Here is a 26,424-nt window from a genome sequence, read left to right as displayed (position 1 = left end):
TGTGACCAAATCACCGCTAGCCACTGCTTACAAAATACACTTTCTAGTGATTTTTTAAGCTATGCCGCATTATTAACTGGTACGATGAGTTAATATGCGGCGATATTTTCGCTGTTGTCAGCTCAATATCAGCCGATCTGATATTAAAAGCGACATGGCCCGACCAAAAGTAAATCTTACATGCTAACTATCCAAATTGAAGCTCATACAGAGCTAACTGCTGAGGTGGCCAATCATATTGCCGCTATCAGCGCCCGCATTAACGAACTCGATCGCGCTCAAACTGTCGAATCATTACATCGCAAATTAGACAATCAAGCTTGTTTGATTTTATTGGCTTATGTTGAGGGTGAACTTGCTGGGTTTAAAATAGGCTATCAGCTTGATAATCAGCGTTTTTACAGCTGGCTTGGCGGAGTTGATGCTGATTTCAGGCAACTTGGTTTAGCAAAATCCATGCTCGAGTACCAAGAAAAGTGGGCGACAAAGCAAGGTTATCAGCGCCTTGAGGTGAAAACTCGCAATCAATTTAACACCATGCTGACGATGTTGGTCACTAACCAATACCACATTACTCAAGTGGAACCAGCAGCAGACCCTGCAGATAACAAATTGTTTTTGCATAAAGAATTAGCTTAACAACCAAGATAGACAGAGTCGATTTGAGCGATAAAAGTCATTGAACGGCGGCAAAGAGCTTGCAGAACATTTGTAAAGGCTTTGTAAAGTTGAAAATAATTTAACTAACAAGTTGCAAATCTAAATGATAATGATTATTATTTATCTGCGTTCCAAAACTCAGTTCTTATTAATAGCTTCATCTCCTATTAATACCCTCTGAGTCTGCAAGCACGACATTGCTCATACACTCTTAGTGGCCAGGCTCATCACCTGGCTTTTTTTTATCTGCGATTTACTCAATTACAATCTGAATTCCTCAACCAAGCCGCTAAAGCTCACTCGCGAAAACACACATGCACAACGCTATAAGCAGCTATTGCGATAAACAGCTAATACCATAAACAGCTAGTACCATAAACAGCTAAGCGTCACTATCTAGGCGGCTATTGTCTTCAAAATGCAGTCCATCATAGGGGTTGTTTTCTTGTTCTTCTTTGGCTTTGTGATAAAGCCCAATAGTAAATATGGTGCCTTTGCCTAAGGTTGACTTCACCTCAATGGTGCCACCAATGCGCTTGATAATGCCGTAACTGAGCGATAAGCCTAAGCCTGTACCGTCTTTACGGGTGGTGTAAAAAGGGTCGAAGATACGACTTAAGCGCTCAGGTTTAATGCCCATGCCTTCGTCTTCCACTTCAATTTTTACCCCGACAACCTCGCCGTTTTCAAGCCAATCATTGGCTCTGACCCAAATACGGCCTTTATTTTCAATGGCGTGGGCAGCGTTGACCACTAGGTTAATGAGCACTTGCAAGATTTGCGGCTGATTCACTTGCACCGTGCATTGGCTATTAATGTCTTTGATGAGTTCGACTTCTTGCTTTTCAATCGAGTGCCTAACCAGTACTAACATTTCTTCGATCATCGGTTGCACTGGGTGCATTTCAAGCGGTGCATTAAACTCACCGGGGCGGCTATACTGCAACAAGCTGCGAATAATGGTGCTTATTCTGCCTACCTGTTGAATAACCAGTTCAATTTCTTCTTCAACAGCAACAGCCTTACTACCAAGCTCATACTTCATCAGTTCCATATTGCCTAAAATAACCGCGGTAGGATTATTAATTTCATGGGCAATACCGGCGGTTAACTCCCCTAAGGCGGTTAACTTCTCATTGGTGACCAGTTGATGTCTTGTTTCATTCAGCAAGGCCACGTTACGTTGCAGCTCTTCGGTTTTGTCTTGCAAGCTACGGGTACGTTGCTCCACTTTCACTTCAAGCTGCTCTGCCGCTAGCTGAATTTGGTTATTACGTCGCTGCAGTAAGTCCAGCATGTGGTCAAATTGCTCTGCCAAATTAGATAGCTCATTATCATGCTCTAATCCCAACTCACCTATACGTAAATCTCGGCCTGACTGCACCGCTTTGACCACATGATGAATGCGCTCAATGGGCTCAAGTAAGCTATTAGCCCCTCGATAAACCAAGAAACCAGACACCAACAACACCAGCATTAAAATGGTGCCAAGTTCGAGAATGTTGAGAATATAGGTGTGTATAAAAGGCGACTCAGAAAAACCTGAGTAAATCATCCCAATACGTTTACCACGGATATCTTTTAGCGGTGAATAACCAGAAATAAACCAGTCATTTAATACAAAGGCACGGTCAACCCACGACTCCCCTTCAACCAAGACTTTCTGGCGCACATCTTCTGATACTAAGGTGCCTAATGCCCTCGATTGGCTCGCTGTTTCATGGGGCGAAAATAGATCCATAGGCACATTGGTACTAATGCGGGCATTATCAAGAAAAATAGTCACTGTGCCAATTGAGCGCTCAGGCAAGGTGCCCTCGTCGTATACCAAGTCGCGAATATGATCGACGATGACGGTATTACGATTAAATAAAATCCCACCATCGAGATACCAATTCACTTGGCCATTTTCATTTAATATGGGTAATAAACTCCGGCTTAACATGCCGCGGGTTTCTTCACTTTTGGTGGGCTCTTGCGCCCTTAAAGTGGCCGATATAGGAATACGGGCGATACTGGCTAAATCGGGGTCGAGACGAGCCAGACGTTTGGCTGATAACACCATCAAACCAGACAAGGGTTGTTGCTGTTGGATTTTGGGTAACATTATCCGCAAATCGGGATCGGCCGCAGCTTGCTCAACTTTGATTAGCCTTAATATATCCAGTTGTAGAAACTGCTTTTGTTGCTCCAGATATTGATTAATTTTGTCTATCTGGGATGAATCGCCTTGCTTGATTTGCTGGAAGGCATTTTGAAAGTCCCATGATTGACTCACGTTAAGTAATTGAATTTCTTGTTGGCGCTGAACTTCTTCAAGGGTGTTGGTGGCCACAGTCAAATCAGCCTTAACCTTCATAAACAGCTGTTTACCGGTATAACTAATGTTCCAGTAAATGGTAATGAACACTAAGCTAATCAGAGTTAGCAAAATGGGTAATAATGTCAGGATTAAAATGCGATAACGCACTTTAGCCTGCATTTGCTGCCAGCTAACTCCAAACATTTGACTAAATACCGACACGATTTAAGCTTCCTTATCCGGTTCAGCATCAAACCATTCTTTATATTTACGATCTAAGGTTTTTCGAGACACCCCTAAATCGCGGGCAGCCGCTGACTTATTGCCATTATTGGCATCAACCACACTCATCACATGTTGTTTTTCCACTTCTTTTAATGGCCAATTTAACGGAAAGCCTGCTTGGGTTATGACCTCTGTTTCTGGCGCTTTTTTCCAATACTCTGCAGGCGGTTTACCCAATAAAATACAGCGCTCAATCATATTGCGCAGCTCACGAATATTACCGGGCCACTCATGCTGTTGCAGGACCTGTATATCTTCATGGCTCCAAATCACCTCTTTAACCCCTAATTCACGGGCTAATTGCCAAGTAAAGTGGTGGGTTAACTCAATGACATCCTCAGGACGGGTGCGTAAAGGGGGGATCAAGATATTAAGTACATTGAGTCGATAATATAAATCGCTTCTGAAGTTACCGGCGGCAACCTCTTCTGATAACAAACGATTTGTTGCCGCGACCACCCTGACATCAATGGCGACTTCTTTTTCACTGCCAACTGGTCTGATAGATTTTTGCTCTAAAACCCTTAACAGCGCTGTTTGCATTTTCATTGGCATTTCACCAATTTCATCTAAGAAAATTGTCCCGCCAGAGGCAAAGCTGAATAAACCTTCACGGGTGCCTTTCGCGCCAGTAAAAGCGCCTGCGGTGTGACCAAAAAGCTCACTGCTAAGTAGCTCTGGCGCTATGGCGCCGCAGTTAACCGGCACAAATGCGCCAGTGCGGCCGCTAAGCTGGTGTAACTGTCTTGCCACCAGCTCTTTACCAGTACCAGACTCACCTTCAATGAGAACCACGGCATTCGTTGGCGCGACGCGTTCAATGACTTGCTTTACTTCTATCATGGCATCGCTGTTACCAATCATGGTCGTTGAGTGACCGGTTGAAAGCTCACGGCGGAGCATGAAGTTTTCACGCTTTAACAGGCGACGCTCAATACAGCGGTCAACGGCTGTCATCATTTGCTCTAGATGAAACGGCTTCATAATAAAGTCTGAAGCGCCCGCTCTTAAGGCTTTAATCGCCACATCCATATCGGCATAACCGGTCATAAAAATAATGTCCGATTGGCGATCCGGCTCATTTAGCGCCTCGTGCCACTCGATACCTGAGCGATCGGGCAAGCGAATATCAACAATAAGTAAATCAAAATGACCACGGCTGCGAAGCTTTTCTGCCTCGCCAATGGTGGCAGCAGTTTCTACGAGGGCGAATTTTTTAGATAACGCCTTTTTAAGAAAACTGCGCATTCCTGGCTCATCATCCACAATCAATACCGAAACTGCGGTTGGTAACGGTTTTTCGTTTGATTCATTCGTGTTCATATGAGGGCCTACTTTGGACATTTTGACTATATTAAAGCTTATCGTATCACTAAAAATCTATTGCTGGGTCAGTTTGCCCACCAGAATTAGCGTACTGGGACAATATGTCTGTAAAAACATAATTCGCACGAGATCTAGATCACAATTTTAAATTTAGTCGTGATCCGCATTTTCAGATACATCCTTGGCATATTATTTGCTATATCTATTTGTAACTAGGATAACTTAATGTAAATGTTGTTTTTTTAACCCATAAATATGATGTTTTAGTGATTATCTCTTCAAGGAATTAAAAATGTTTAGTCTAAAATCAGCTATAACTGCAGCATTCAGTGTCACATTATTATCTAGCACTTTGATGAGCGCCTCAGCAAATGCAGAACAAGTGATCAAGCTTGCGACCACCACCAGCACCGACAACTCAGGTCTTTTACGCACTATTTTGCCAACATTTGAAGCTGAATCTGGTTATAAGGTACAGGTTATCGCCACGGGTACTGGTAAAGCACTAAAACTGGCCAGTCAAGGTGATGTCGATGTAGTAATGACCCATGCACCAGCTGCTGAAGCTAAGTTTGTTAATGACGGTTATGGCACTCATCCACGCGGGATTATGGAAAACGATTTTGTGGTTTTAGGCCCAATTGCCGATCCTGCTAAGCTGTCAACAAGCGATGATGTCGTTGAAGCGTTTCAAAAAATAGCAGCATCGGACAACAGTTTTATCTCACGCGGTGATAATTCTGGCACCAATATGAAAGAGCTCGCAATTTGGAAACAAGCTTCAGTATCACCGGATTTTTCAGGCTATACTTCAATTGGCCAAGGAATGGGTAAAACCTTACTGATGGCCAATGAGAAACAAGCCTATACACTGACAGATCGTGGAACGTTTGTTGCTTACAAAGCTAAATTAGATTTAGCAATTACATTCGAAGGCGGCGCCGATTTAGCAAACCCTTATCAAATTATCCTAATTAACGCAGAAAAATACCCTGAATTGAATCATCAAGGCGCTAAGGCATTAAGCGATTGGTTTATTAGCCCAGCGGCTCAGCAAATGATTAATGACTTTAAAGTTCAGGGAGAGCAATTATTTAAGGCAACATATAAGTAATGAATGAAGGCTGGTTAGCCCTACTGCAGCAAGCATTTAGCTTGCTGCTTTCGTTAGACCCCGATGTATGGTCTATCATAAGTGTATCTTTTTCCGTCTCTTTTGCGGCGCTGCTCATCACCTTGATCCCATCAATTGTGTTGGGCTTTTTGCTGGCATCTTACCAGTTTCCTGGGCGCTGGTTTGTCACCAACATAGTGCAAACCTTACAGTCGATCCCCACTGTCGTTATCGGCTTGCTGGCTTATTTGCTGCTCACCCGAAATGGGCCAATGGGGGACTTACGCTGGTTGTTTACTCAGCAAGGTATGATTTTAGGGCAAATGATGATTTGTGCGCCGGTGCTAATCGCATTATCGCAAGCGGCATTTAGTAGTGTAGACCGCCGCGCATGGGAAACATCCCGCACCCTTGGGGCATCTTGGCAGCGGGCGATTTGGACCGTATGTCGCGAACTGCGCGTGCCGTTATTATTGGCCATTATTGCGGCTTTTAGCCGTATTTTGACTGAAGTGGGTTGCTCAATGATGGTGGGGGGCAATATTTTGCACCACACCCGTAATATTCCCACCGCCATAGCCTTAGAAACCAGCAAAGGCGACTTTGCCCAAGCTATCGCACTAGGATTAGTGCTGCTGATTTTAGCGATTGTGATTAATTTCGCCATCGGCTCACTGCGTGGCAAAGCCATGCCAAGGAGTCAGTAATCATGGTTAAAGTGACCGCGAAAAACATTCAGGTGCAATTTAAAGCAAGAAAGTTGTTTGCTTTTGACAGCCTAAGTTTTTGTGAAGGCGATGTCATTTACCTGCAAGGGGACAATGGCAGTGGTAAATCCACCCTCATGAAACTACTGGCGGGGATCGTAAAGCCGTCATTAGGTGAAGTTACAGCTGAAGGATTTGCCGCGCCAAAATGGTGGCAACCAAACACCTTACTAGGCAAAGCGGTTTATCTTCACCAACATGCCTACTTGTTTGATGGTAATGTGGAATACAACTTGCGCTACGCCTTACCTAAAGACAAGTTTAGCGCCGAGCAACTTCAGCTGCGTATTAACCAAGCCATCGACATGGCGCAATTAGGGGCATTATTACACAGTAATGCCACTGACTTATCTGGCGGTGAACGCCAACGATTAGCGCTAGCCAGAGCTTGGATAAGCCAACCTAAATTGTTAATGCTAGACGAGCCAATATCCAATATGGATAAGCAATCGCAAGAACTGGTTTTAGCGATGATAAACCAGCTAAAACAAGAAGGCACAGGTCTAATTATTAGTAGTCATCAAACCTGCGGCTTAACGGCCTTATGTCAGAAGCATTGGCATATTGCTGACAACAACGTTGTGGCCAGCGATCATATCCCCAGCGTTGAACAATCACAGGAGTTTCAATATGTCAGTGCAAATTGATGCCGTCATTTTAGCCGGCGGAATGGCCAGAAGAATGGGCGGGATTGACAAAGGCTTAGTTGAACTCAATAACAAGCCAATGATCAGCCACACCATTGAGCGAGTTCAGCCACAAGTGAATCGCATCATCATTAATGCCAATCGAAGCCAGCAACAATATGCAGAGCTGGGGTTTGAGGTTATCAGTGATAAAGAAAGTGGTTATTTGGGCCCGTTAGCCGGCATGGTCGCCGCCATGGAGCATACAGATGCCGAGTTATTATTAGTGGTGCCTTGTGATAGCCCCATGCTACCAACAGATTTATGTGAGCGCATGTATGCCTCGTTAAAAGCTGCCGATGCTGATATCGCGGTAGCCAGCGATGGCGAGCATCACCAACCTGTGGTGATGTTATTAAAACCTGAATTAAAACAGTCGATGCAGGCCTTTTTAGACGCCGGCGATCGAAAAATATTTTTATGGTATGAAAAGCAAAAACACGTTGTTACCAGCTTTGCCGATCAACCTAATGCATTTGTTAATGTGAACACACTTGAACAAAAACTTGTCATCGAGAATGCCAAGTAAGCTGTGGCAGCACAGTAACAAGCCAACAATGAGGTCTTTATGAGTATACCGTTTTCCAATCCGCTGAGTATTCCTGTTCTTGGATTCTGTGCCTATAGCGGCACCGGTAAAACCACCTTGTTAAAACAACTTATTCCTGAATTAAATCGTCGTGGGTTACGTTTAGCAGTAATTAAACACGCGCACCATAATTTTGATGTGGATATTCCGGGAAAAGACAGTTACGAAATGCGTAAAGCAGGGGCTAAGCAAATGCTGGTCGCCTCCCATGTTCGCTGGGCATTAATGACTGAAGACGCGGTTGATGGTGACCCACAATTACCGCACTTACTCAAACAAATTGAAGCAGATAAAGTAGATATCGTACTTGTTGAGGGCTTTAAAAAGCTGCAACTGCCTAAAATTGAACTGCACCGCGCCGCCCACGGCAAGCCACTGATCCATACCCATGATGAAAACATTGTCGCTATCGCGTGTTGTGACGACACCGAAACACCGGCCGAGTTAACCCGACTCGATTTAAATAACGTCGGCCAAATTGCCGACTTTGTAATTGAATACAGTCAAAAGTGGCAAGCGCCTGAAGTGGCTTTACCGATCCCAGCGCTAGCAACACCCGTCAGCGATGAGCAGAAATTTTTATCGGTTGCCCAAGGTTTAGAGCAACTTATGGCCATGGTTACGCCACTGACAACCAGTGAACAAGTCACTATCGATGACGCTGCCAATCGCGTACTCGCGAGCGATGCCATTTCACCGGTTAACGTGCCCCAGCAAACCAATTCAGCAATGGATGGTTACGCTTTTGCTTACAGTGCTGATAACAGCCCGAGTAACCCTGTTGCGCCATTAAAATTAATGGGTGAAGTCCTTGCAGGACACCAATATCCAGGCACATTAAACCCGGGCGAAGCCGTGCGCATTATGACTGGTGCAACCGTGCCAACGGGCGCTGACACTGTCGAAGCACGTGAATTGGTGATTGAACAAGATGGCCAAGTACAATTACAAGGTAAAGTGGATGCCGGTCAGCATGTCAGACTTGCTGGTGAAGATATTGCCAAAGATGCCTTAGCATTAGCAAAAGGTCATCGTTTACAAGCCGCCGAACAAGGCTTATTAGCCTCATTGGGGTTAGCCTCTGCAGATGTGGTTAAACAACCTGTGGTGGCGGTGTTTTCCACTGGCGATGAAGTGAGTCAACCGGGCGAGCCATTAAAAGCCAACTGTATTTACGACTCTAATCGCTACACCATTAAATCAATGGCGCAAAAGTTAGGCTGTAAAGTCATTGATTTAGGCATTATTGAAGATAGCGAAACATCATTAACGGCTGCGCTACAACAAGCCAGTGTTGATGCCGATATTGTGATCAGTTCTGGTGGAGTTTCTGTCGGAAATGCTGACTACATCAAAACAGTGTTAGCTAAAATTGGTAAAATAAACTTCTGGCGCATTAATATGCGTCCAGGTCGACCATTAGCCTTTGGCCAAGTAAACGACAGTTTATTCTTTGGCTTACCGGGTAATCCCGTGGCGGTAATGGTGTCGTTTTTACAATTTGTACAACCTGCAATTCGTAAACTGGCTGGCGAAAGTAATTGGCAGCCACAATATTTACCTGCAATAACAGATAGCATCTTAAAAAGCCGCACTGGTCGAACAGAGTTTGTGCGCGGTGTTTACTCGTTAAGCAATGATGGACGGTTACATGTGACCTCAACAGGGGCACAGGGTTCAGGGATGTTGAACTCCATGGTTAAGGCAAATTGTCTGGTTATTATCGGTGAAGCCGAAGATGCCGTCATGCCTGGCCAGCAAGTCTTCATTCAGCCTTTTGCTGAACTGTTATAACTAACCATAAGATGTACTAATTCATGAGTTTAATCGTCGACAGTTTTAATCGAAAAGTAGAGTACTTACGTTTATCGGTCACTGACCGCTGTGATTTTCGCTGTGTATATTGCATGAGCGAAGATCCAAGCTTTCTGCCTAGAGAGCAAGTACTCACCTTAGAAGAACTCGCATGGATTGCACAAGCCTTTACCGAACTCGGAGTAAAGAAAATCCGCTTAACTGGCGGCGAACCTTTAGTAAGAACCGATTGCGATAAGCTTATTGAGTTATTAGGTAAATTGCCTGGTTTAGATGATTTATCCATGACCACTAATGGCTCACGCTTAAGTAAACTTGCTCAGCCAATGCATGATGCTGGTTTAAAGCGCTTGAACATCAGCTTAGATACCCTCAACCCTGAGCTATTCACTGAAATGACTCGCAACGGTAAAGTTGAACGGGTGATTGCAGGTATTGATGCCGCTAAAGCTGCAGGCTTTAAGCATATCAAAATCAACGCGGTAATTTTGCGTGGCAAAAACGACCATGAAATCTTAGATTTAATCGACTTTTGTCGTGAGCGTGAACTAGACATCACCTTTATTGAAGAGATGCCTATAGGGGTTATTGATGAGCGCAAACGCAGTCGTCATTGCTCTAGTGAAGAAGTCAGAGCCCTTATTGAAGCGCGCTATCCGTTAGTGCCGTCAAGCAAGCGCACTGGTGGGCCAGCACGTTATTTCAAAATGGCAGATCACAGTATTCATATTGGCTTTATCTCGCCCCACAGTAATAGCTTCTGCCATGAATGTAATCGCGTCAGAGTGACAGTCGAAGGCCGTTTATTATTGTGTTTAGGTAATGAAAACTCGGTTGATTTAAAAGCGATTGTTAGAGCACATCCAGGTAATATTGATAAGCTAAAACAAGCGATTTTGGATGGCATTCAACAAAAACCCAAAGAGCACTACTTTGGCACCGATGATGGCGTGCAAATTCTGCGATTTATGAACACCACTGGCGGTTAAGCCGTTTTTACTTACGCAAATCAACCGCCTTCATTAACTAGCCTTAGCAGATAACCACCAAGGGTTACCCACTAAGGCTAGCTTTGATATACACTAAGACTAACAATCACTAGCACGTTAGTTTATGGCCTTATCTCGAAAAAAATGGAATAACATCCTGATCATTGCCTGTGTTTTCATGGTGGCAGTGCTAACCTTTATCGACTCAAAAACCAATCAAATGCCCGATGATGCCCAAGCATTATTTGATGAAACTAACCAGTTAACTCAATTGCAATTCGATGATATTTGGCTTAATAAAGGCGCTAACGGCTGGGTCTGCTCTGCAAGTGTTTTAAACTGTAAAACTTTAGCCGAGGCTTGGAGTCAATTAGCAATCTCCCCCACCAGCATAAGTGATGCAGAGCGCCAACAGTTACCGGCAGCGCAATCGTTAGTGATTGCGATAAATCACACCCCACAAGGACAGCTTTGGCAATATTACCCCCAGTATGGGTTATTGCAGTCAGCCGCTGATAATTGGTACCAGATCCCGCCAAGCTTACGTACTGAACTCATCCCTATCATTGCCAGCCACACACAAGAATAATAGAGAGCCCTATGCCTGAATTACCGGAAGTTGAAGTCACTCGCCAAGGAATATCGCCCTATTTAGTCGATCAAACCGTTCGCGACCTTATTATTCGTAATGGTTCGTTACGTTGGCCTGTGCCTGATATTTGCCGCAATATTATCGGCCAAACTATCCGAAATGTACGTCGCCGCGCTAAGTATTTACTGATAGATACTGACGCGGGGATCACCATAGTCCATTTAGGCATGTCGGGGAGTTTACGAATTTTACCAGCCAACACCCCAGCAGAAAAACATGACCACATTGATTTGGCGTTAGAAAATGGCCGCATTCTGAGGTTCAATGACCCAAGACGCTTTGGTGCATGGTTATGGTATGAATTACCTGAAGAAGCACATCCATTATTAGCCAAATTAGGCCCTGAGCCACTGTGTGAAGACTTTAATCCAGTGCAACTACACAATGCCCTCGCCAATAAGAAAAAGGCCATCAAACTGTGTTTAATGGACAATCACATTGTGGTCGGTGTGGGGAATATTTATGCCAATGAAGCCCTATTTGCCGCAGGCATTCATCCTCAAGCAGCCGCTGGTTCAATTGATATTGAACGCTTAACAATTTTGGTAACTGAAGTGAAACTGATTTTAGCCCAAGCCATTAAACAAGGCGGCACCACCTTAAAAGATTTTACCAATGCTGATGGCAAACCCGGTTACTTCGCCCAAAAGTTACATGTTTATGGCCGTGGCGGCGAAAACTGCACTGAATGCGGCAATCTATTAAGTGAAATACGTTTAGGTCAACGCACCACGGTATTTTGTGGGCTATGCCAGACATAAGATTGTTGAGGGTGAAATAGCGCTGAACAAGCCTTACCTTGCTTAAGAGTATTAAGTGGAGAAAACAAAAAGCCTCGATAGCATAGCTATTGAGGCTTTTTGTTGAGCAAATTTCAGCCAGCGGTTTTATTAAGTAGATTGCAGCGCTTAATTAAAACTTATACTGGTAACGAGTATATAAAGTGCCATCTACTTCACTGTCTTCCACTTCAAACTCTGATTGCGATACGCTGCCACCAAAGGTCATCATGCCGCTTAATAATGGCATACGATAAGACAGCTCCAGCATGAGTAAATCTTCTTTCGGTGGCTGCGGCGCCCAGCCATGACTTGGACTTTCGCCATCTTTATTTAATTGGGCATAACGTAAAATAGAAGTAAATGCATGGCTATTTGAAAACTGGCCAATTAACCCCAGTGCATACACCTGAGCATCACTGTCATAGGTACTGCCAATCGCGCGGCCATAGTTACGAGAACCACTTTTATAGGTGCTGTGCTCATAGAAGCAATTAAAGGCATTCGGGTCTTCACCGCAAAATACCATAGTATCTGTATATTCAAAAAATAGCTTATATTGCTGTGAGGCAAAACTAAAGCGGGTATCTACACCATACATTTTAGCGCAATCGGCTATTTCCCACGGTTCACCCTTTGAATCTTCACAGGTGCGCTCAAGAAAAATACCCACCGGCACATCCCAAAAAGTATCTGAATAGCGCACATCAAAACCCGCCATTTGATTGCCGTAATTTGAGCAGCCACTACCGGTATCATTGCGACAATCACGCTGGCCAGTAATCGACTTCCAAGCAGAGTCCCAATCGCACTCTTGACCTTCGCCACAAAACTGTGCCGTCCAAGAAAGGCCGATTTCTAATTGCCTTAATGGTTTTATTGAGCCGCGCACATTCCACAATAACGCATTGGGTGCATAACGGTCTTCATCCATCATGCTTACCCCACCAGTGAGGTTCCACGCGCCCAGCCACGAAAGCCATGGGGTTTCAAACGCCTCAGCATTGTTACGACTCACCATCAGTGATGGCATAGGCCGAGCGTTATTCGATTTGTGTAATCCCGAATCAAAACCTGGGCCCCACCACTGCTCAAAGCTGCCTGCAGTGACAATCCAGTTACCCAATACCACCGCCATATAAGAGTCGTCTAAGCGAAATTCTTTATCATCTTGGGGATCGTAGTTAGCTGAGGCTGACACCTTATAAGCGAAGCGCTCGCCCATATATTCATGAGAAGCTTTGAGTTCACCTTTTTCACGATAATCCGAGCCAAAGTGTTGAAACCTTGCTTCATCGGTCGCAGCAGTTGCTGTAATACTGGTGTTCCCTTTATTGCCAACAGCATTTTGATAATAAAAGTTCACTCGAGCAAACGCATCGACTAATGCGGGCTTCATTAATGAAGGTTCCGCTTTGGTTAAATCCTTTCCAATACCAGACCACATCAGTGGAAATGTATTGATAGGTACCGTGATCACACCAGCATCTGCCAGCGCCTGAATATCTGCCCGTAGGTAAATATCTGAGGTATCAACCCAAGGCGCAGCCGAAAGTGCCGAACTTAAGCATAAACTGCCAAAGCCAAGTCCTAAGAAGCGCTTTGTGAATGAACGATGTTTAAATTGCGACTGCGATGATTTCATTTTAGGCTTATGTTGTGATGTCATGAATAATGGCATTAGCAGGCGATTACTTCGTCTGCTGTAATTTAATTGAAGCAATTTTTTGCAGCAAAGAAGCGGCAACATCCTGATGGACAAATTGACTTACATCTCCGCCATGCAGAGCAACTTCTTTTACCAAGGTAGAGGAGATAAATGAGTTTTCTTCCGCAGGGGTCAAAAAGACACTTTCTAAATCTGGGCTCAAACGGCGATTCATATTGGCTAGTTGAAATTCATATTCAAAATCTGACACAGCTCGCAGACCACGTACTAACACGCTCGCCTGTTGCTCTTTAGCAAAATCAACTAATAAACCAGTAAAGCCAACCACCTCCACATTGTCTAAATGGGCCGTCACTAAATTAACTTGCTCTACACGCTCTTCAAGAGTGAACATCGGCTGTTTTGACGGATTTGAGGCAATGCCGATAATAACGTGACCAAATAATTTCGCCGCTCGCTCAATTAAATCAGCATGGCCATTAGTAACGGGATCAAAAGTACCTGGGTAAATTGCGCGTCTATGCATTTGAAAATTCACTGTGTAGAGTAATGCCAGCTAGTTTATCAGTATCAAATACTCGCATCAAAGTTTGATTTGATACAGGTCGTGTTTTGGCATATTTCCCACTAAAATCTTATTCGCCCCAAACTATAAAGTGCTAAAATAAGCCTAACCTCACTTGATATCACCAGCTCCCATGTCTATTAGTTGTTCGCTTATCATCACCACATATAATTGGCCTGAAGCACTGAACAAGTCTTTAGAAAGCTGTTTATCACAAACCGTATTACCCACTGAAGTGATTATTGCTGATGACGGCTCCAAGCAAGAAACCAAAGATCTAATAGCGTTTTACCAAGCCAAGCAACTGCCGTTTACTTTAATCCATTGTTGGCAAGAAGATTTAGGCTTTCGAGCAGCACAGAGTCGCAACAATGCCATCCAAGCATCAACGGCTGACTATGTTATTTGCATCGATGGCGATATTATTTTGCATCCTCGCTTTGTTGAAGATCACCTAAGTAATGCGAAAAAGAACCAAGTCATCGCCGGTAAACGTGTCAGACTATCTCAAATATTTAGCCAAAAAATAATCACCTCTAACGAACCCATCTCGCCATTATCAGCGTTATTTGCTGCACAAAGTGGCCATAAAAATGCCCTTCGCTCTAACGTGTTAAGTCACTACTTGAGTAAAACCAATCGAAATGCAGACAGCGTGTTCAGTTGTAACTTTAGCTTTTGGCGCCAAGATGCAATAAACGTCAATGGCTTTAATTGTGACTTTGTAGGTTGGGGCGCTGAAGATAAAGAGTTTTGTATTCGACTCATCAATGACGGGGCATCAAAAAAGCAGTTAAAGCACTTAGCAGTATGTTATCACCTGTACCATCCTGAGCTGTCTCGAAAAATGGAGCAGGTAAATCAACAGATTTATGATGACGCCATTTCAAAGAAATTAACCTATTGTCAAAATGGCATCATAAAGCGCAAGCAAAGCTAAAGCAGGCTTGGCAATTTGGGGAGCTTGCTTCGATTTACTCTTACCTTAATCTCAAAGCATAGTTTTTGCCAAATACGTTTTAGCGGATGTTTCTTAGTGGTGTTTCGGTTACCCAAAGTACAGATTTCACTTTCAAAGTCAGCCTCTTGTACAGGAAAAGGCCTCACCACAAAACAATTTAAGCCCTTTTCAAACCAAAACTGAATATCGATATCCACAGGTCTTGCAATAGGCATTGCCGTTGCAAGTAGCTTTTTAGCCCCAGCTAACGACACAAACTGACCGCGCGTAGAAGAAGGCAGTTTTAAGCAGGTCGATAATGAAAAGCCATCATCAAGCTCAAGGGTATCAATAACCGCTTTTTGTTTACTGCCGTGACATAACTTAATGTAGTCCCACTGGGCAGATAACTGACTAACACTTTTTAATAATGATACTAACTCAGGGCTTAAAATTGAGTCATCTTCTAAAATAAGCGCAAAGTCCAATTGCTGCTCAAGCATCATATTCCAGCAATTTACATGGCTCAAATAGCAGCCAATTTCGCCGACATTCAGCACTTTGTCGTATTTTGCTAAATTACTTGGCTCATCAAATACTGCAGCAATTTCAGCTTGAGTCAGTTCTTTACCGTATACCGCAGGCACTCGCTCAAACTCAATATTGAGTTGATCAAGTTGTTGCTGCATAAAAGCCATTCTTTCAACGCTTTTATCCAGGTTGATTACAAACACTTTAAACTTCATAAAACGTCTTAATTCCGTCCTTGGTTTTATTTAATTTCTTTAACAACTTCAATTAATTGAGTCGTTGAAATCGCTGGTGTGCGCGGCAAATAAATGACCTTACATAAATCAGAAAAATGATCAAACTTACCTGCCCAATCATCTCCCATCACTAGGCAGTCGGCTTGATGTCGCCGAATATATTCGGCTTTAAGCTCTAAGGATTCCTCCAAAAAAACCTCATCAACACACTTTAATGCGCTAACAATGCGCATTCGAGCATCTTCATCACAAATTGGATTCCTAGACTTTTTACTAAAATTTAATGCGTCTGATGAAACCCCAACAATTAAACGGTCACCCTGCTTTTTTGCACGCTCCAGAATGTTTAAATGACCAATATGAAACATGTCGAATGTGCCAAATGTAATAATCTTCACGCTTCGCCTTCCATTAATAAATAGTCCGCAATTCTGTGACTGCAACAACCATCAACAACTCCAATAAGTTCCTCTGTATACTCCGCCCGTTTTGCTGCAAAAAGTTCTGGAGATGAAACTTGTTGGTCAACTACTGATTTCAGTTGGCTAAATGTTTTAGCGTGGGCAGCAACATCGGCATAACGGTATAAATCTTGATCCACCCTATTTTTAAACCTAAATTTAAAAATACCGCGATATGACCAGCGTAAATGATAGAAGTCACACCAAACAACGGGTTTATCCAATGCTGCAAATTCGAATAATGCTGAAGACGCATCACTAATTAACACATCAGCTGATGCCATAAAAGGCAGTAAGTTAGTTTCTTCAACTGCTGCTAAATAAACATTTTTATATGAAGCCCAGTGTTGCAGCAGCGCTTTTTGTTTTTGATATGTTGGTTTAATTAGCGAGAAATAATGGGGTTTCAATAAAATATTATATTCAGCAAACTGCTCTGGCCAATTTCGACTCATTTTCTCAATGCTGCTTGGATAAAAAGTCGGCGCATATAATAACGTTGGCTTTGTAGGATCAAGTCCTAACCCTGCCATATCAATACCAGGCTCCGCACCCTGTATGATAGGGTCGAGTTTGGCATAACCTGTATCAATAAAGGTCTTTTCAGGAAACATTTCTTGAAGTCGCTTCAGGCGATATTGCCCCTCAACAAACCTGACATCAATGTCTGAGTTCGACACTGTATAGTAAACAGATTTAGGACCTACGCCATGCTGCATCAATGCGGTTTTAGAAATCCCTTTTAAACTTCTTGCGCGCGAAAAAGCATTACCAAAAATAACCCAACTGGCTTTTTCCTCTAGATAGTAATCGAGAGCAGCAGATTCATCATCGACCCACACCACATCTAATTGATGGCGTTTAACCATAGAAAGGAGAACTGAATGTTGTTCACTATTGTTATAAATAACAAATTTCACCGCAACAGACCTTCTCTTTAGCTCTTCAGCAACAGGTAGGTATTGCGGTAAATAATAGGGGTGTAACACATCAAAACAAATCACAGTTAACCTTTTCCAATTAATTGGCACGATATATAAACTAAGAACACGTAAATAATATCATACTTGCCTCAAATTAATCAGGATCGGCTTTCATCTGAATTAAGCCGACAATTATTCTCACCACTTCCAATAACCTAGTTTTTTTCGGATTTTAAGATTTCGCCACAAATTCATCGCCTTGGGTCTCATACCAGCAAGGCCACTCTCAATCAGTTTATCAGTCGCAGCTAACACTCGCTGGCTAGAGTTTCCATCGCAATCAGGATGAACATTCTTACAATAGTTAGAAATAGCCTCCATTACACTTTCTGGCTGAGCCAATGCTCTATCTAAAGCGGGTTCAATTTCATTTAGTTGGTCAATATTAATAAGATGTGGAGAGTTGGTCTTGTTGTTGAAAGTCACCACGGGTTTTCCCTGCAGTAAGAACATAATCAACACCGAGGAGGTATCACATAACATGACATCTGCAGCTTTTAATAAAGGCAAAATATTATCAGTTTCTATAAAAGATAAGTTGTCATTTTGAAGGGCTTTGTATTTATCAACCACCTCACGATCCATTTTCGGGTGAAATTGTACTAGCCAGCGGTATTTATCTGTCTTAGACAATAGCTTTATTTGCTCATAAATAATGGCTGCGCATGAATAGCGAGGTGAGAACGTCGAGCAAAAAAGTACCACTGGACGATCATCGTTTTCATCATAATATGGACTGGTTGATTGCGTGTTAAACAAGGGATCCATCGCAGACCAGCCCGTCTCAACAACTTGAAAGTTACCGTACTGCTTTGCCAACTGTTGAAATGGAACTGTGGTATCAGGCCCTTGAGTACAATAAAGATCAAAACATTCACGGATCTTGAAGTGATCTTCTTGGCCTTTTCGCTTTTGCTTACCTGCAGAAAAGCCATGGAAGACACCAACTTTTATACCGGGAATAAAGCTTGGTACAAAATTTCCAGGAACAAATACTGCGTCAGGTTGCCATGAGTTAACTTCATCAATGGTCATTAAACGAGTTTCAGAATCCTTTAAAAAATTGGGATTAACTTTATTACCAGCAAGGAACCAACAAACTTCATCCCCTCTGGATTTAATAAAGTCCTGTAACGGCCTAAGAATTGCGTAGGAATAATTAAGTGAAATATATAACAAATAACGCTTTCGCTTCGACGCCATGAAACACAACTCCAAAAATACGGTTATAATTTTTCTAAGCGGCAATTTACACTCAAATTCATTCAAGCCTTATCAATATAAGTGTAAAGCCGGCTATTTCTTACTTAAGCTTGGGTTAATTGCTGATTTGAGATGAGTTCAAAAGCATTAATCACTGATGACAACTCAATAAGCGCCATCAAATCCTTCCCTTTTGCCCTTTTACCCCAAGCGATTTTGGTGTCAGGAAATTGTTGCTTAATCACTTGTTCATACACACTGACGACCGAGTCTAAGCTGGTATAAGGCCCTGTTCGCCCGGGGTTTGAATGGGCGTATAAGCCAATCACTGGCGTACCTTGAGTCACTGCCATATGGGCAGGGCCGGTATCTGGGGCAATCACAACACTGGCTCTTTTAAGCAGTGCCAGTAATTGCGTCAGGCTGGTTTTACCGATCATATTATCGATATTGCTATGACTGTGCTTAATGATGTTAGCCGCCAAATCGACTTCAAGCTGACTTGGACCGCCGCAAAGTATCACTCGATAGCCTTTTTCGACCGCATAATCGGCCACTACAGCGTAACGCTCTGGCAGCCAATTACGCTCTGCTTTACTGGCTGCGGGGCATATCACCAATACTTTGTCATTATCTGTAATTTGCTGCTTGGCAAACTCGGTATCGGTTTCAGGTACCGGAATATTCCAGCTTGGGGTTAAATCTTTAACGCCAATGGCTTTGGCAAAGCCCATAAACCCTTCTAACACATGGGGCGTTGCTAGCGGCTCCACCCTATGGTTAGTCACCAACCACTGACCTTCTTTAGCTCTGGCTTTATCAAAGCCCACTCTAACTTTGGCTGAAATCATCAATGAGGCGATGGTCGCTCTAAGCGCTACTTGCATGTGTAAAAGCACATCAAAGCGTTGGCCGGACAAAGCTTTTCTTAATTGGCCATAACTGCGCCAACCTTGGGATTTATCAAAGATAACAAACTGAATACCGGGCATATGTTTAACCAATTGATATTCAACTTTACCAATCACCCAGGTAATGGCTAAATCAGGATATTGACGCTGAATAGCCTGCACCATGGCAACCGCATGACACACATCTCCAATCGCGGATAAACGAAGTAAACATAGGGATTTCATCGATGAAAAGTCTGCTTTCATGGGTTACCACTAACGATATAAAGGGAATTAAGTACAAGTATTCGATCTTAATGTAGAATATTGTTTTTAGCCACCGACAAATCGACGCTTTTACTAATTGGCCTATGCAACTTGAATCAACAAAAACTGGAATTATTGCTTGGTGCGAGCCACTGGCGCAGCAATTAACTCCCGCACAATTCCAAGCTGACTACTGGCAGCAACACAATGCCATTATAGGCCAGTCAAAAGGTCGCTACACCACCTGGTTTGTTGAACATGACCACCAGCGCTGGGTATTACGCCATTATTGGCGTGGTGGCTTGATGGCAAAATTAAGCCGTGATGCTTATGTTTTTACAGGTATGTCTCGTACTCGAGCCATCGCTGAACTGGCGTTATTAGAAAAGTTGTTTGATGAAGGTTTTCCGGTACCCAGACCCATTGCCGCCAATGTTGAACGCTTTGGCATCTGGTATCGCGCCGATCTGATTATTGAGTTGATTGATGGCGCGAAAGATTTGGTGGCCTATTTAGCCAAAACAGCCATGAGTGATAACCAATGGCTGCAGCTGGGCGCCCTCATTGCCAAATTTCATAATCGGGGCGTATACCATGCCGACCTTAATGCCAAAAATATCTTACTGGCCGAAGCGCAATTTTACCTTATCGATTTTGACCGTGGGGTAATAAAAACACCCGCTAAGCAGTGGCAGCAAGCCAATTTGAGCCGATTGCTGCGCTCGTTTAATAAAGAGCAAGCGAAACTGCCAACATTAAATTTCAATGAATCAAATTGGCAGCAGCTACTTAACGGTTACCAGCAAGCTATCAATTAAGTGATGAGATCTGTTAAGCGCAATTGCTGCTCAACGATTTCAAACTGCTTTTGCAAAGCGCCGCGATTTTGAGACACCACTGCTAAGCTGGCTTTGGCGGCCTTATCATGCAATTCGGCGCTAGCAAACAGCTGTAATAGCATGTCAGCTAACTCATCGGCATTATTGACCACAGTTAAGCCACCAGCTTGCTCAAGTAAATGGGTGATTTCAGCAAAATTCCAATGGTGCGGGCCAACGCTTACTGGCAAGCCCATTGCTGCAGGCTCTAAAGGGTTATGCCCGCCACTTTCAATTAATGTGCCGCCAATAAAGGCAATATCGGCTGCGCCATAGAGCATCAATAACTCTCCCATGGTATCGCCTAGCAGCACTTGGGTGTGCCCATCGACCGCCTCATTCATGCTGCGCCTAGCTAAATTTAGCCCTTGTTGAGCGGTCGTCACTGCGGCAACATTAAATTGCTCCGGGTGTCTTGGGGCCATGATCAACAGCGCGTCAGGATATTGCTCCAGCACTTTTTTATGGGCTTGCAGCATCATATCAAACTCACCAGGGTGAACACTGCCAGCAACCCATACTGGCGCTTGGCTTCGCTGCCAATCAGCTCTTAAGGTGTGAGCTTGTTGGTATTTGCTGTCATCAATCTGTATGTCGAATTTTAAACTGCCGCAAACATGCAATGACGCAGTGTTGGCCCCTAATGCCGCAAAACGGGCAGATTCAGCCTCAGTTTGCACCGCAATAGCATCAAGCGCCGTTAACATGGGTAAACTTAACCCCATTTGCTTATGGTATTTATCGGCAGACTTTTGCGATAAGCGCGCATTAGCTAACACTAATCGAGTATTATTTTTCTTGGCGTAATGAAGCAGATTTGGCCACAATTCAGTTTCCATAATCACGCAAAGCTGCGGATTAACCTGCTTGATAAAGCGACTAACACAAAGGTTAATATCAAACGGAAGGTAACAGTGCTGCACACTATCACCAAAGGCCTTTATAACCTCAGCAGATCCCGTAGGGCTTGTGGTGGTGACCGTAATTGACAGCTGTGGGTGCTGTTTCATTAGCCGTTTTATTAACGGTACTGCTGCTAAGGTTTCCCCCATCGACACACTATGAATAAGTACATCAGTTTGCTTTAAGCGCATTAATCCAAAACGCTCGCCCCAGCGACCGCGATAATCAGGGCTTTTAAACGCACGAAAAGCCAAATAAGCCACGATGAGAGGGGATAACAGCAAGAGTAAAACAGAATATACGCCACGAGTCATGAAAACTACTTGATCAATTTTGCTTGTCAGATATCCACAATGTTAACATAATCTAAATTCATAGGGATATGAGCTTAGTAGTACCTAGTTAAGAAATGATTTCTTCATGAGCCTCTTATAATTGGAACTGATATGAAAACCCGCGATAAGATAGTTTTTGCCAGCCTTGAACTTTTTAACGAACATGGTGAACGTAACATCACCACCAATCACATTGCGGCTCATTTAAACATCAGTCCTGGAAACCTGTATTACCATTTCCGCAATAAAGAAGACATTATCAATTCTATCTTCACCATGTATGAATCTAATCTTGAAAATGGTTCAAAGCCTTATGAAGACGTATCAATTGACGTTGAATTATTATTGGGCTATTTCGATGCGATGTTTTATACCATGTGGCAATACCGATTTATGTACGCCAACCTAGCCGATATTTTAAGTCGAGATGAAGCCTTAAAGCAGCGCTATACACTGGCACAAAAAAGCGTATTAGCGCGCTCAAGTAATGTCCTTAAACAACTTAAACAAGATGGTTTTTTAAACGTTGAAGACGATAATATCGTCGAACTTGCAGATACCATGAAGATGATTGTTAGCTATTGGATTAGCTACCAACTGACCCAATCGGGTGCATCAAAAATCACCAAACCTGCAATTTACAAAGGCTTATTACGGGTGGTGATGCTGTTTAAGGCGTATTCAACGCCAATTTCTCAACCTACCTTTGCACGACTTGAGCAGCACTACCGCGAGTTAGTCTCTCAAGAGGCCATCCCAGCGCTTTAATTAAGGTAAATAAAACCGCCATTACAATCCCATTGCTGGCAACTATAATAATAGCGTTGGCAAAGGGGGATTGGCGGCATTTTAATCATAAAATACCGTTTTACTGCCACTTAGTAATACTTCCCCAGTTCATGAAAGTTGATTAGTTTTAGTTATCCGAAATCACCTCAAGCCCTAATCAATTTTATGTGACCACTGCGCTTAAAAAAAACGCTGTGGCCTTATAAAAATTAAGGGTAGAATGCCGACAACTCCCGATCAAAAATCAACGCATGTTTGACTTAAACAGCCAAAGGTTGCGATTAACATAATAACCATTATTAGGAGAAATCAGGTGGCCTCTACCTCATTTTACGACCGCATAAATCAACAACTTGTCGATGTTAAAGCTGAAGGCTTATACAAGAGTGAACGTGTCATTGCGTCTGCCCAACAAACCTCTATCAATGTAAATAGCGAAGAAGTGATTAACTTCTGTGCGAATAACTACTTAGGCTTGGCAAATCACCCTGAATTAATTAATGCCGCTAAGAATGGTTTATCAAGCCACGGCTTTGGTATGGCATCGGTGCGTTTTATTTGTGGCACCCAAGATATTCATAAGCAATTAGAAAATAGCTTAAGTGAATTTTTAGGAATGGAAGATACCATTCTTTACTCTTCATGTTTTGATGCCAATGCCGGGTTATTTGAAACTCTGCTAGATGCTAACGACGCTATCGTGTCTGACGCGCTAAACCATGCCTCTATTATTGATGGTGTGCGTTTATGTAAAGCTAAGCGTTTTCGTTACGCCAACAACGATATGGCTGATCTTGAAACTCAGCTGATTGCCGCGCAAGCTGCCGGCGCACGCAATATTCTTATCGCCACTGATGGTGTGTTTTCAATGGATGGCGTGATTGCCAACTTACAAGGCGTGTGTGATTTAGCCGATAAATACGATGCATTGGTCATGGTTGATGACTCTCACGCTGTGGGTTTTGTTGGCGAAAATGGCCGTGGCACCCACGAGTTTTGCCAAGTAATGGATCGCGTCGATATTATCACCGGTACTTTAGGTAAAGCCTTAGGCGGCGCTTCTGGTGGTTTTACATCCGCTAAAAAAGAAGTGGTTGACTGGTTACGTCAGCGCTCTCGCCCTTACCTATTTTCAAACTCTTTAGCGCCGTCAATCGTAAGTGCATCAATCCATGTGTTAGAAATGCTTAAAACGGGTCACGATTTACGTGAAGCCGTATGGGAAAACAGCCGTTACTTCCGTGAAAAAATGACAGAGGCAGGCTTTACTTTAGCAGGCGCTGATCACGCCATTATCCCAGTGATGATTGGCGATGCAAAACTGGCAGGTGACTTTTCAAACCGCCTATTAGCTGAAAACATTTACGTGGTCGGTTTTTCATTCCCGGTGGTGCCAAAAGGCCAAGCCCGTATTCGTACCCAAATGTCAGCGGCTCACACTAAAGCCCAAATCGATAAAGCCATTGAAGCCTTTACCCGTATAGGTAAAGACATGGGCATTATTTAGGACTCATAACACATGAAAGCACTAAGCAAATTAAAGCCTGAACAAGGCATTTGGATGGTTGATGCGCCCAAACCTGAAATGGGCCACAACGATCTATTGATTAAAATCCGTAAAACCGCCATTTGTGGTACCGATGTACATATCTACAACTGGGACGAATGGTCACAAAATACCATTCCTGTGCCTATGGTTGTTGGACACGAATATGTCGGTGAAGTGGTCGATATGGGTCAAGAGGTTCGTGGCTTTACTGTCGGCGATCGCGTTTCTGGTGAAGGTCATATCACTTGTGGTCATTGCCGAAACTGTCGTGGTGGTCGTACTCACTTATGTCGTAACACTTCAGGTGTTGGGGTAAACCGTGAAGGTGCCTTTGCTGAATATTTGGTGATCCCTGCATTTAACGCCTTTAAAATCCCTAGCGATATTTCAGATGACCTCGCGTCTATCTTTGATCCCTTTGGTAACGCTGTGCATACCGCATTATCTTTTGATGTGGTCGGTGAAGATGTACTGATTACGGGTGCTGGCCCTATCGGCATTATGGCTGCAGCAGTGTGTAAACACGTTGGCGCCCGCCATGTAGTGATCACTGATGTAAATGAGTACCGCCTTGATCTAGCCCGAAAAATGGGCGCGACTCGCGCAGTCAACGTCGCCAAAGAAGACTTAAAAGATGTAATGAGCGACCTTGGCATGACCGAAGGTTTTGATGTTGGCTTAGAAATGTCAGGCGTACCATCAGCATTTCATTCAATGCTCGATACCATGAATCACGGCGGTAAAATCGCTATGCTGGGTATTCCTGGCGGTGAAATGGCTATTGATTGGAGTAAAGTCATCTTTAAAGGCCTCATCTTAAAAGGCATTTATGGCCGTGAAATGTTTGAAACCTGGTACAAAATGGCCAGCTTAATTCAATCAGGGTTAGATTTGTCGCCAATCATCACCCATCATTTCAGTGTTGATAATTTCCAACAAGGCTTTGATGCAATGCGCTCTGGTCAATCAGGTAAAGTGATATTGAATTGGGATTAATCGCCAGATAGCGGATTTATCCTCATCTAAAAAGGGGTTGTATACGTACAATCCCTTGTCACATACTAAAGGCTCTATTGTCGTTTTTACTATCGTCATTTTTTAAAGGATTAACCATGTCAGCGTTTAAGCATTTATCGATTAATGAACTCATTCACATGCAAGAAGATGCCAGTGATGTGCAAATCGTCGATATACGCGATGCAGCCAGCTTTGCTGCCGGTCATATTAAAAACTCAGTACATCTTACCAATGAAAACATCTCACACTTTATGGCTGATGCCGATATGGATAAGCCACTCGTAGTAGTGTGCTATCACGGCGTGAGCAGTCAAGGCGCTGCGGGTTACCTTATTGAACAAGGTTTCGATGATGTTTATAGTCTTGATGGTGGTTATACAGCTTGGAGTACCGCTCACGCATGATTGAAATCGGCCAATTACCAAACGCTCGCGCAGCACAGGCATTCATAGACTATTTAAAAGGTCTTGGTATTGAATGCCATCCCGTTGTGATTGAAACCGGGGTATCTTTGGTCGTTGAGCAACCATCTCAGGCACAACAAGCCAAATACGAGTTTGAGCAGTTTAGACAAAACCCATACCAGAAGAAGTATTTACAAGCTTCTTGGGATAATGGCACCACCGAAACAAAATTAGATTATGGCTCCTCCAGTTTAGGGCTTATCCAGCAGTTTATTACTGGCGCTGGGCCACTGACCCTGATCACCTTCTTTATTTGTGTGCTGGTATACGCCGGCATGAACCTTGGCTTTGCCAATGGCATTTTTAGCCAGTTATCATTTTTTGGCGCTGTGCCCCAAAGTGACTTAAGCCAAATATGGCGCGTATTCACCCCTAGCTTAATGCATTTTTCATTAATGCATATCGCCTTTAACTTATTATGGTGGTGGTATTTAGGTGGCAAAATTGAAACCAAACTCGGTAGCAGACCACTGATCATATTACTTGTCGTAGCAGGTAGTTTACCCAGTATTGTGCAATACATGATGACAGGGCCTAACTTTGGCGGCTTATCAGGCGTAGTATACGCCGTTGTTGGCTATACCTGGATAATGGGGCAACGCCAACCTCAATCAGGTATTGGCATTCCCAACAGCTACATGGGCTTTATGCTCGTTTGGCTGGTACTGGGCTTTACCGATTTACTCGGTATGCCCATCGCCAATGGTGCCCATATCGGCGGCTTATTAATAGGCTTAGCTCAAGGCGCATTTGATAGCCGTAAATCAGCCATTAAATAGC

General features: G+C 43.4%; 26 protein-coding genes. 16 read left to right on the top strand and 10 right to left on the bottom strand.

Going from position 1 to position 26,424, the window contains the following annotated elements; translation table 11 throughout:
* Positions 1 to 180: 180 nt before the first annotated feature.
* A complete protein-coding gene (locus BM739_RS15200; RefSeq protein WP_076542099.1) occupies positions 181 to 639 on the top strand; it encodes a GNAT family N-acetyltransferase in 459 nt (152 codons plus the stop codon).
* A 403-nt stretch (positions 640 to 1,042) separates the two neighbouring features.
* Here the strand turns inward: BM739_RS15200 and BM739_RS15195 are convergent, their stop codons facing one another.
* Positions 1,043 to 3,184, bottom strand: coding sequence for a cache domain-containing protein (locus BM739_RS15195; protein WP_076542097.1), 2,142 nt, complete (start codon positions 3,182 to 3,184; stop codon positions 1,043 to 1,045).
* Between the two features lie 3 nt (positions 3,185 to 3,187).
* On the bottom strand, positions 3,188 to 4,570 hold the full coding sequence (locus BM739_RS15190) for a sigma-54 dependent transcriptional regulator (RefSeq protein WP_076542095.1): 1,383 nt from the start codon (positions 4,568 to 4,570) through the stop codon (positions 3,188 to 3,190).
* A gap of 295 nt (positions 4,571 to 4,865) precedes the next feature.
* On the opposite strand from BM739_RS15190, the gene BM739_RS15185 reads away from it, so the two are divergent.
* The 8 genes from BM739_RS15185 to mutM all read left to right on the top strand — a co-directional run bounded on the left by BM739_RS15185 (position 4,866) and on the right by mutM (position 11,946).
* A complete protein-coding gene (locus tag BM739_RS15185) occupies positions 4,866 to 5,687 on the top strand; it encodes a substrate-binding domain-containing protein (RefSeq protein ID WP_076542092.1) in 822 nt (273 codons plus the stop codon).
* Positions 5,687 to 6,394: an ABC transporter permease gene (locus BM739_RS15180; RefSeq protein ID WP_076542090.1), complete on the top strand. Its 708-nt coding sequence runs from the start codon at positions 5,687 to 5,689 to the stop codon at positions 6,392 to 6,394. Before BM739_RS15185 ends, BM739_RS15180 begins: the two co-directional genes overlap by 1 nt.
* Positions 6,395 to 6,396: 2 nt before the next feature.
* A complete protein-coding gene (locus BM739_RS15175; RefSeq protein WP_076542087.1) occupies positions 6,397 to 7,101 on the top strand; it encodes an ATP-binding cassette domain-containing protein in 705 nt (234 codons plus the stop codon).
* Positions 7,085 to 7,669, top strand: a complete 585-nt coding sequence (mobA, locus tag BM739_RS15170; protein ID WP_076542084.1) for a molybdenum cofactor guanylyltransferase MobA — start codon at positions 7,085 to 7,087, stop codon at positions 7,667 to 7,669. Before BM739_RS15175 ends, mobA begins: the two co-directional genes overlap by 17 nt.
* 39 nt (positions 7,670 to 7,708) lie before the next feature.
* Positions 7,709 to 9,523: a bifunctional molybdopterin-guanine dinucleotide biosynthesis adaptor protein MobB/molybdopterin molybdotransferase MoeA gene (locus tag BM739_RS15165; RefSeq protein ID WP_076542081.1), complete on the top strand. Its 1,815-nt coding sequence runs from the start codon at positions 7,709 to 7,711 to the stop codon at positions 9,521 to 9,523.
* Positions 9,524 to 9,546: 23 nt separating this feature from the next.
* The gene (gene moaA / locus BM739_RS15160) at positions 9,547 to 10,533 is read left to right on the top strand and encodes a GTP 3',8-cyclase MoaA (RefSeq protein ID WP_076542078.1); all 987 of its coding nucleotides are present in this window, start codon (positions 9,547 to 9,549) and stop codon (positions 10,531 to 10,533) included.
* 124 nt (positions 10,534 to 10,657) lie between these two features.
* Positions 10,658 to 11,122 (top strand): hypothetical protein, encoded by a 465-nt coding sequence (locus BM739_RS15155; protein ID WP_076542077.1) that lies wholly within the window; start codon positions 10,658 to 10,660, stop codon positions 11,120 to 11,122.
* Between the two features lie 11 nt (positions 11,123 to 11,133).
* Positions 11,134 to 11,946: a bifunctional DNA-formamidopyrimidine glycosylase/DNA-(apurinic or apyrimidinic site) lyase gene (gene mutM, locus BM739_RS15150; protein WP_076542075.1), complete on the top strand. Its 813-nt coding sequence runs from the start codon at positions 11,134 to 11,136 to the stop codon at positions 11,944 to 11,946.
* Between the two features lie 151 nt (positions 11,947 to 12,097).
* On the opposite strand, the gene BM739_RS15145 is transcribed toward mutM, so the two are convergent.
* Entirely contained in the window at positions 12,098 to 13,633 is a 1,536-nt protein-coding gene (locus BM739_RS15145; protein WP_254843559.1) for a capsule assembly Wzi family protein, read from the bottom strand.
* A gap of 22 nt (positions 13,634 to 13,655) precedes the next feature.
* The gene (gene coaD, locus BM739_RS15140) at positions 13,656 to 14,159 is read right to left on the bottom strand and encodes a pantetheine-phosphate adenylyltransferase (RefSeq protein WP_076542073.1); all 504 of its coding nucleotides are present in this window, start codon (positions 14,157 to 14,159) and stop codon (positions 13,656 to 13,658) included.
* Between the two features lie 172 nt (positions 14,160 to 14,331).
* Between coaD and BM739_RS15135 the strand changes: the two genes are divergently transcribed.
* On the top strand, positions 14,332 to 15,138 hold the full coding sequence (locus tag BM739_RS15135; RefSeq protein ID WP_083698190.1) for a glycosyltransferase family 2 protein: 807 nt from the start codon (positions 14,332 to 14,334) through the stop codon (positions 15,136 to 15,138).
* On the opposite strand, the gene BM739_RS15130 is transcribed toward BM739_RS15135, so the two are convergent.
* The 5 genes from BM739_RS15130 to BM739_RS15110 all read right to left on the bottom strand — a co-directional run bounded on the left by BM739_RS15130 (position 15,135) and on the right by BM739_RS15110 (position 19,709).
* Complete coding sequence (locus tag BM739_RS15130) at positions 15,135 to 15,872, bottom strand: glycosyltransferase family 25 protein (RefSeq protein ID WP_254843558.1); 738 nt, start codon at positions 15,870 to 15,872, stop codon at positions 15,135 to 15,137. The genes BM739_RS15135 and BM739_RS15130 overlap by 4 nt on opposite strands.
* Before the next feature lie 38 nt (positions 15,873 to 15,910).
* Positions 15,911 to 16,303 carry an adenylyltransferase/cytidyltransferase family protein gene (locus BM739_RS15125; protein WP_076542070.1) on the bottom strand — a complete coding sequence of 131 codons (393 nt, stop codon included), beginning with the start codon at positions 16,301 to 16,303 and terminating at the stop codon, positions 15,911 to 15,913.
* Positions 16,300 to 17,370, bottom strand: coding sequence for a CDP-glycerol glycerophosphotransferase family protein (locus tag BM739_RS15120; RefSeq protein WP_076542068.1), 1,071 nt, complete (start codon positions 17,368 to 17,370; stop codon positions 16,300 to 16,302). Before BM739_RS15120 ends, BM739_RS15125 begins: the two co-directional genes overlap by 4 nt.
* A gap of 117 nt (positions 17,371 to 17,487) precedes the next feature.
* Positions 17,488 to 18,552, bottom strand: a complete 1,065-nt coding sequence (locus BM739_RS15115; RefSeq protein ID WP_076542064.1) for a CDP-glycerol glycerophosphotransferase family protein — start codon at positions 18,550 to 18,552, stop codon at positions 17,488 to 17,490.
* A 104-nt stretch (positions 18,553 to 18,656) separates the two neighbouring features.
* On the bottom strand, positions 18,657 to 19,709 hold the full coding sequence (locus BM739_RS15110; RefSeq protein ID WP_076542063.1) for a glycosyltransferase family 9 protein: 1,053 nt from the start codon (positions 19,707 to 19,709) through the stop codon (positions 18,657 to 18,659).
* 104 nt (positions 19,710 to 19,813) lie between these two features.
* Between BM739_RS15110 and BM739_RS15105 the strand changes: the two genes are divergently transcribed.
* The gene (locus tag BM739_RS15105) at positions 19,814 to 20,527 is read left to right on the top strand and encodes a 3-deoxy-D-manno-octulosonic acid kinase (protein WP_076542061.1); all 714 of its coding nucleotides are present in this window, start codon (positions 19,814 to 19,816) and stop codon (positions 20,525 to 20,527) included.
* On the opposite strand, the gene waaA is transcribed toward BM739_RS15105, so the two are convergent.
* On the bottom strand, positions 20,524 to 21,804 hold the full coding sequence (waaA, locus tag BM739_RS15100) for a lipid IV(A) 3-deoxy-D-manno-octulosonic acid transferase (protein WP_076542060.1): 1,281 nt from the start codon (positions 21,802 to 21,804) through the stop codon (positions 20,524 to 20,526). The genes BM739_RS15105 and waaA overlap by 4 nt on opposite strands.
* A gap of 132 nt (positions 21,805 to 21,936) precedes the next feature.
* Here waaA and BM739_RS15095 point away from each other — a divergent pair, with 132 nt between their 5' ends.
* The 5 genes from BM739_RS15095 to glpG all read left to right on the top strand — a co-directional run bounded on the left by BM739_RS15095 (position 21,937) and on the right by glpG (position 26,423).
* A complete protein-coding gene (locus tag BM739_RS15095) occupies positions 21,937 to 22,593 on the top strand; it encodes a TetR/AcrR family transcriptional regulator (protein WP_076542058.1) in 657 nt (218 codons plus the stop codon).
* A gap of 334 nt (positions 22,594 to 22,927) precedes the next feature.
* Positions 22,928 to 24,121 (top strand): glycine C-acetyltransferase, encoded by a 1,194-nt coding sequence (locus BM739_RS15090; RefSeq protein ID WP_076542056.1) that lies wholly within the window; start codon positions 22,928 to 22,930, stop codon positions 24,119 to 24,121.
* Between the two features lie 12 nt (positions 24,122 to 24,133).
* Positions 24,134 to 25,159, top strand: a complete 1,026-nt coding sequence (tdh, locus tag BM739_RS15085) for an L-threonine 3-dehydrogenase (protein WP_076542055.1) — start codon at positions 24,134 to 24,136, stop codon at positions 25,157 to 25,159.
* Between the two features lie 116 nt (positions 25,160 to 25,275).
* Positions 25,276 to 25,584, top strand: a complete 309-nt coding sequence (gene glpE, locus BM739_RS15080; protein ID WP_076542053.1) for a thiosulfate sulfurtransferase GlpE — start codon at positions 25,276 to 25,278, stop codon at positions 25,582 to 25,584.
* The gene (gene glpG, locus BM739_RS15075; protein WP_076542052.1) at positions 25,581 to 26,423 is read left to right on the top strand and encodes a rhomboid family intramembrane serine protease GlpG; all 843 of its coding nucleotides are present in this window, start codon (positions 25,581 to 25,583) and stop codon (positions 26,421 to 26,423) included. Before glpE ends, glpG begins: the two co-directional genes overlap by 4 nt.
* Position 26,424 lies beyond the last annotated feature (1 nt).

The sequence above is a fragment of the Shewanella sp. UCD-KL21 genome (assembly GCF_001957135.1).
Classification (GTDB): domain Bacteria; phylum Pseudomonadota; class Gammaproteobacteria; order Enterobacterales; family Shewanellaceae; genus Shewanella.
This window is presented reverse-complemented; position numbering and strand designations above follow the sequence as displayed.

Coding starts and splice junctions, on each gene's coding strand:
- BM739_RS15200 (WP_076542099.1), top strand. CDS start 181: ATGCTAACTATCCAAATTGAAGCTCATACAGAGCTAACTGCTGAGGTG.
- BM739_RS15190 (WP_076542095.1), bottom strand. CDS start 4,570: ATGAACACGAATGAATCAAACGAAAAACCGTTACCAACCGCAGTTTCG.
- BM739_RS15185 (WP_076542092.1), top strand. CDS start 4,866: ATGTTTAGTCTAAAATCAGCTATAACTGCAGCATTCAGTGTCACATTA.
- BM739_RS15180 (WP_076542090.1), top strand. CDS start 5,687: ATGAATGAAGGCTGGTTAGCCCTACTGCAGCAAGCATTTAGCTTGCTG.
- BM739_RS15175 (WP_076542087.1), top strand. CDS start 6,397: ATGGTTAAAGTGACCGCGAAAAACATTCAGGTGCAATTTAAAGCAAGA.
- mobA (WP_076542084.1), top strand. CDS start 7,085: ATGTCAGTGCAAATTGATGCCGTCATTTTAGCCGGCGGAATGGCCAGA.
- BM739_RS15165 (WP_076542081.1), top strand. CDS start 7,709: ATGAGTATACCGTTTTCCAATCCGCTGAGTATTCCTGTTCTTGGATTC.
- moaA (WP_076542078.1), top strand. CDS start 9,547: ATGAGTTTAATCGTCGACAGTTTTAATCGAAAAGTAGAGTACTTACGT.
- BM739_RS15155 (WP_076542077.1), top strand. CDS start 10,658: ATGGCCTTATCTCGAAAAAAATGGAATAACATCCTGATCATTGCCTGT.
- mutM (WP_076542075.1), top strand. CDS start 11,134: ATGCCTGAATTACCGGAAGTTGAAGTCACTCGCCAAGGAATATCGCCC.
- BM739_RS15145 (WP_254843559.1), bottom strand. CDS start 13,633: ATGACATCACAACATAAGCCTAAAATGAAATCATCGCAGTCGCAATTT.
- coaD (WP_076542073.1), bottom strand. CDS start 14,159: ATGCATAGACGCGCAATTTACCCAGGTACTTTTGATCCCGTTACTAAT.
- BM739_RS15135 (WP_083698190.1), top strand. CDS start 14,332: ATGTCTATTAGTTGTTCGCTTATCATCACCACATATAATTGGCCTGAA.
- BM739_RS15115 (WP_076542064.1), bottom strand. CDS start 18,552: ATGGCGTCGAAGCGAAAGCGTTATTTGTTATATATTTCACTTAATTAT.
- BM739_RS15110 (WP_076542063.1), bottom strand. CDS start 19,709: ATGAAAGCAGACTTTTCATCGATGAAATCCCTATGTTTACTTCGTTTA.
- BM739_RS15105 (WP_076542061.1), top strand. CDS start 19,814: ATGCAACTTGAATCAACAAAAACTGGAATTATTGCTTGGTGCGAGCCA.
- waaA (WP_076542060.1), bottom strand. CDS start 21,804: ATGACTCGTGGCGTATATTCTGTTTTACTCTTGCTGTTATCCCCTCTC.
- BM739_RS15095 (WP_076542058.1), top strand. CDS start 21,937: ATGAAAACCCGCGATAAGATAGTTTTTGCCAGCCTTGAACTTTTTAAC.
- tdh (WP_076542055.1), top strand. CDS start 24,134: ATGAAAGCACTAAGCAAATTAAAGCCTGAACAAGGCATTTGGATGGTT.
- glpE (WP_076542053.1), top strand. CDS start 25,276: ATGTCAGCGTTTAAGCATTTATCGATTAATGAACTCATTCACATGCAA.
- glpG (WP_076542052.1), top strand. CDS start 25,581: ATGATTGAAATCGGCCAATTACCAAACGCTCGCGCAGCACAGGCATTC.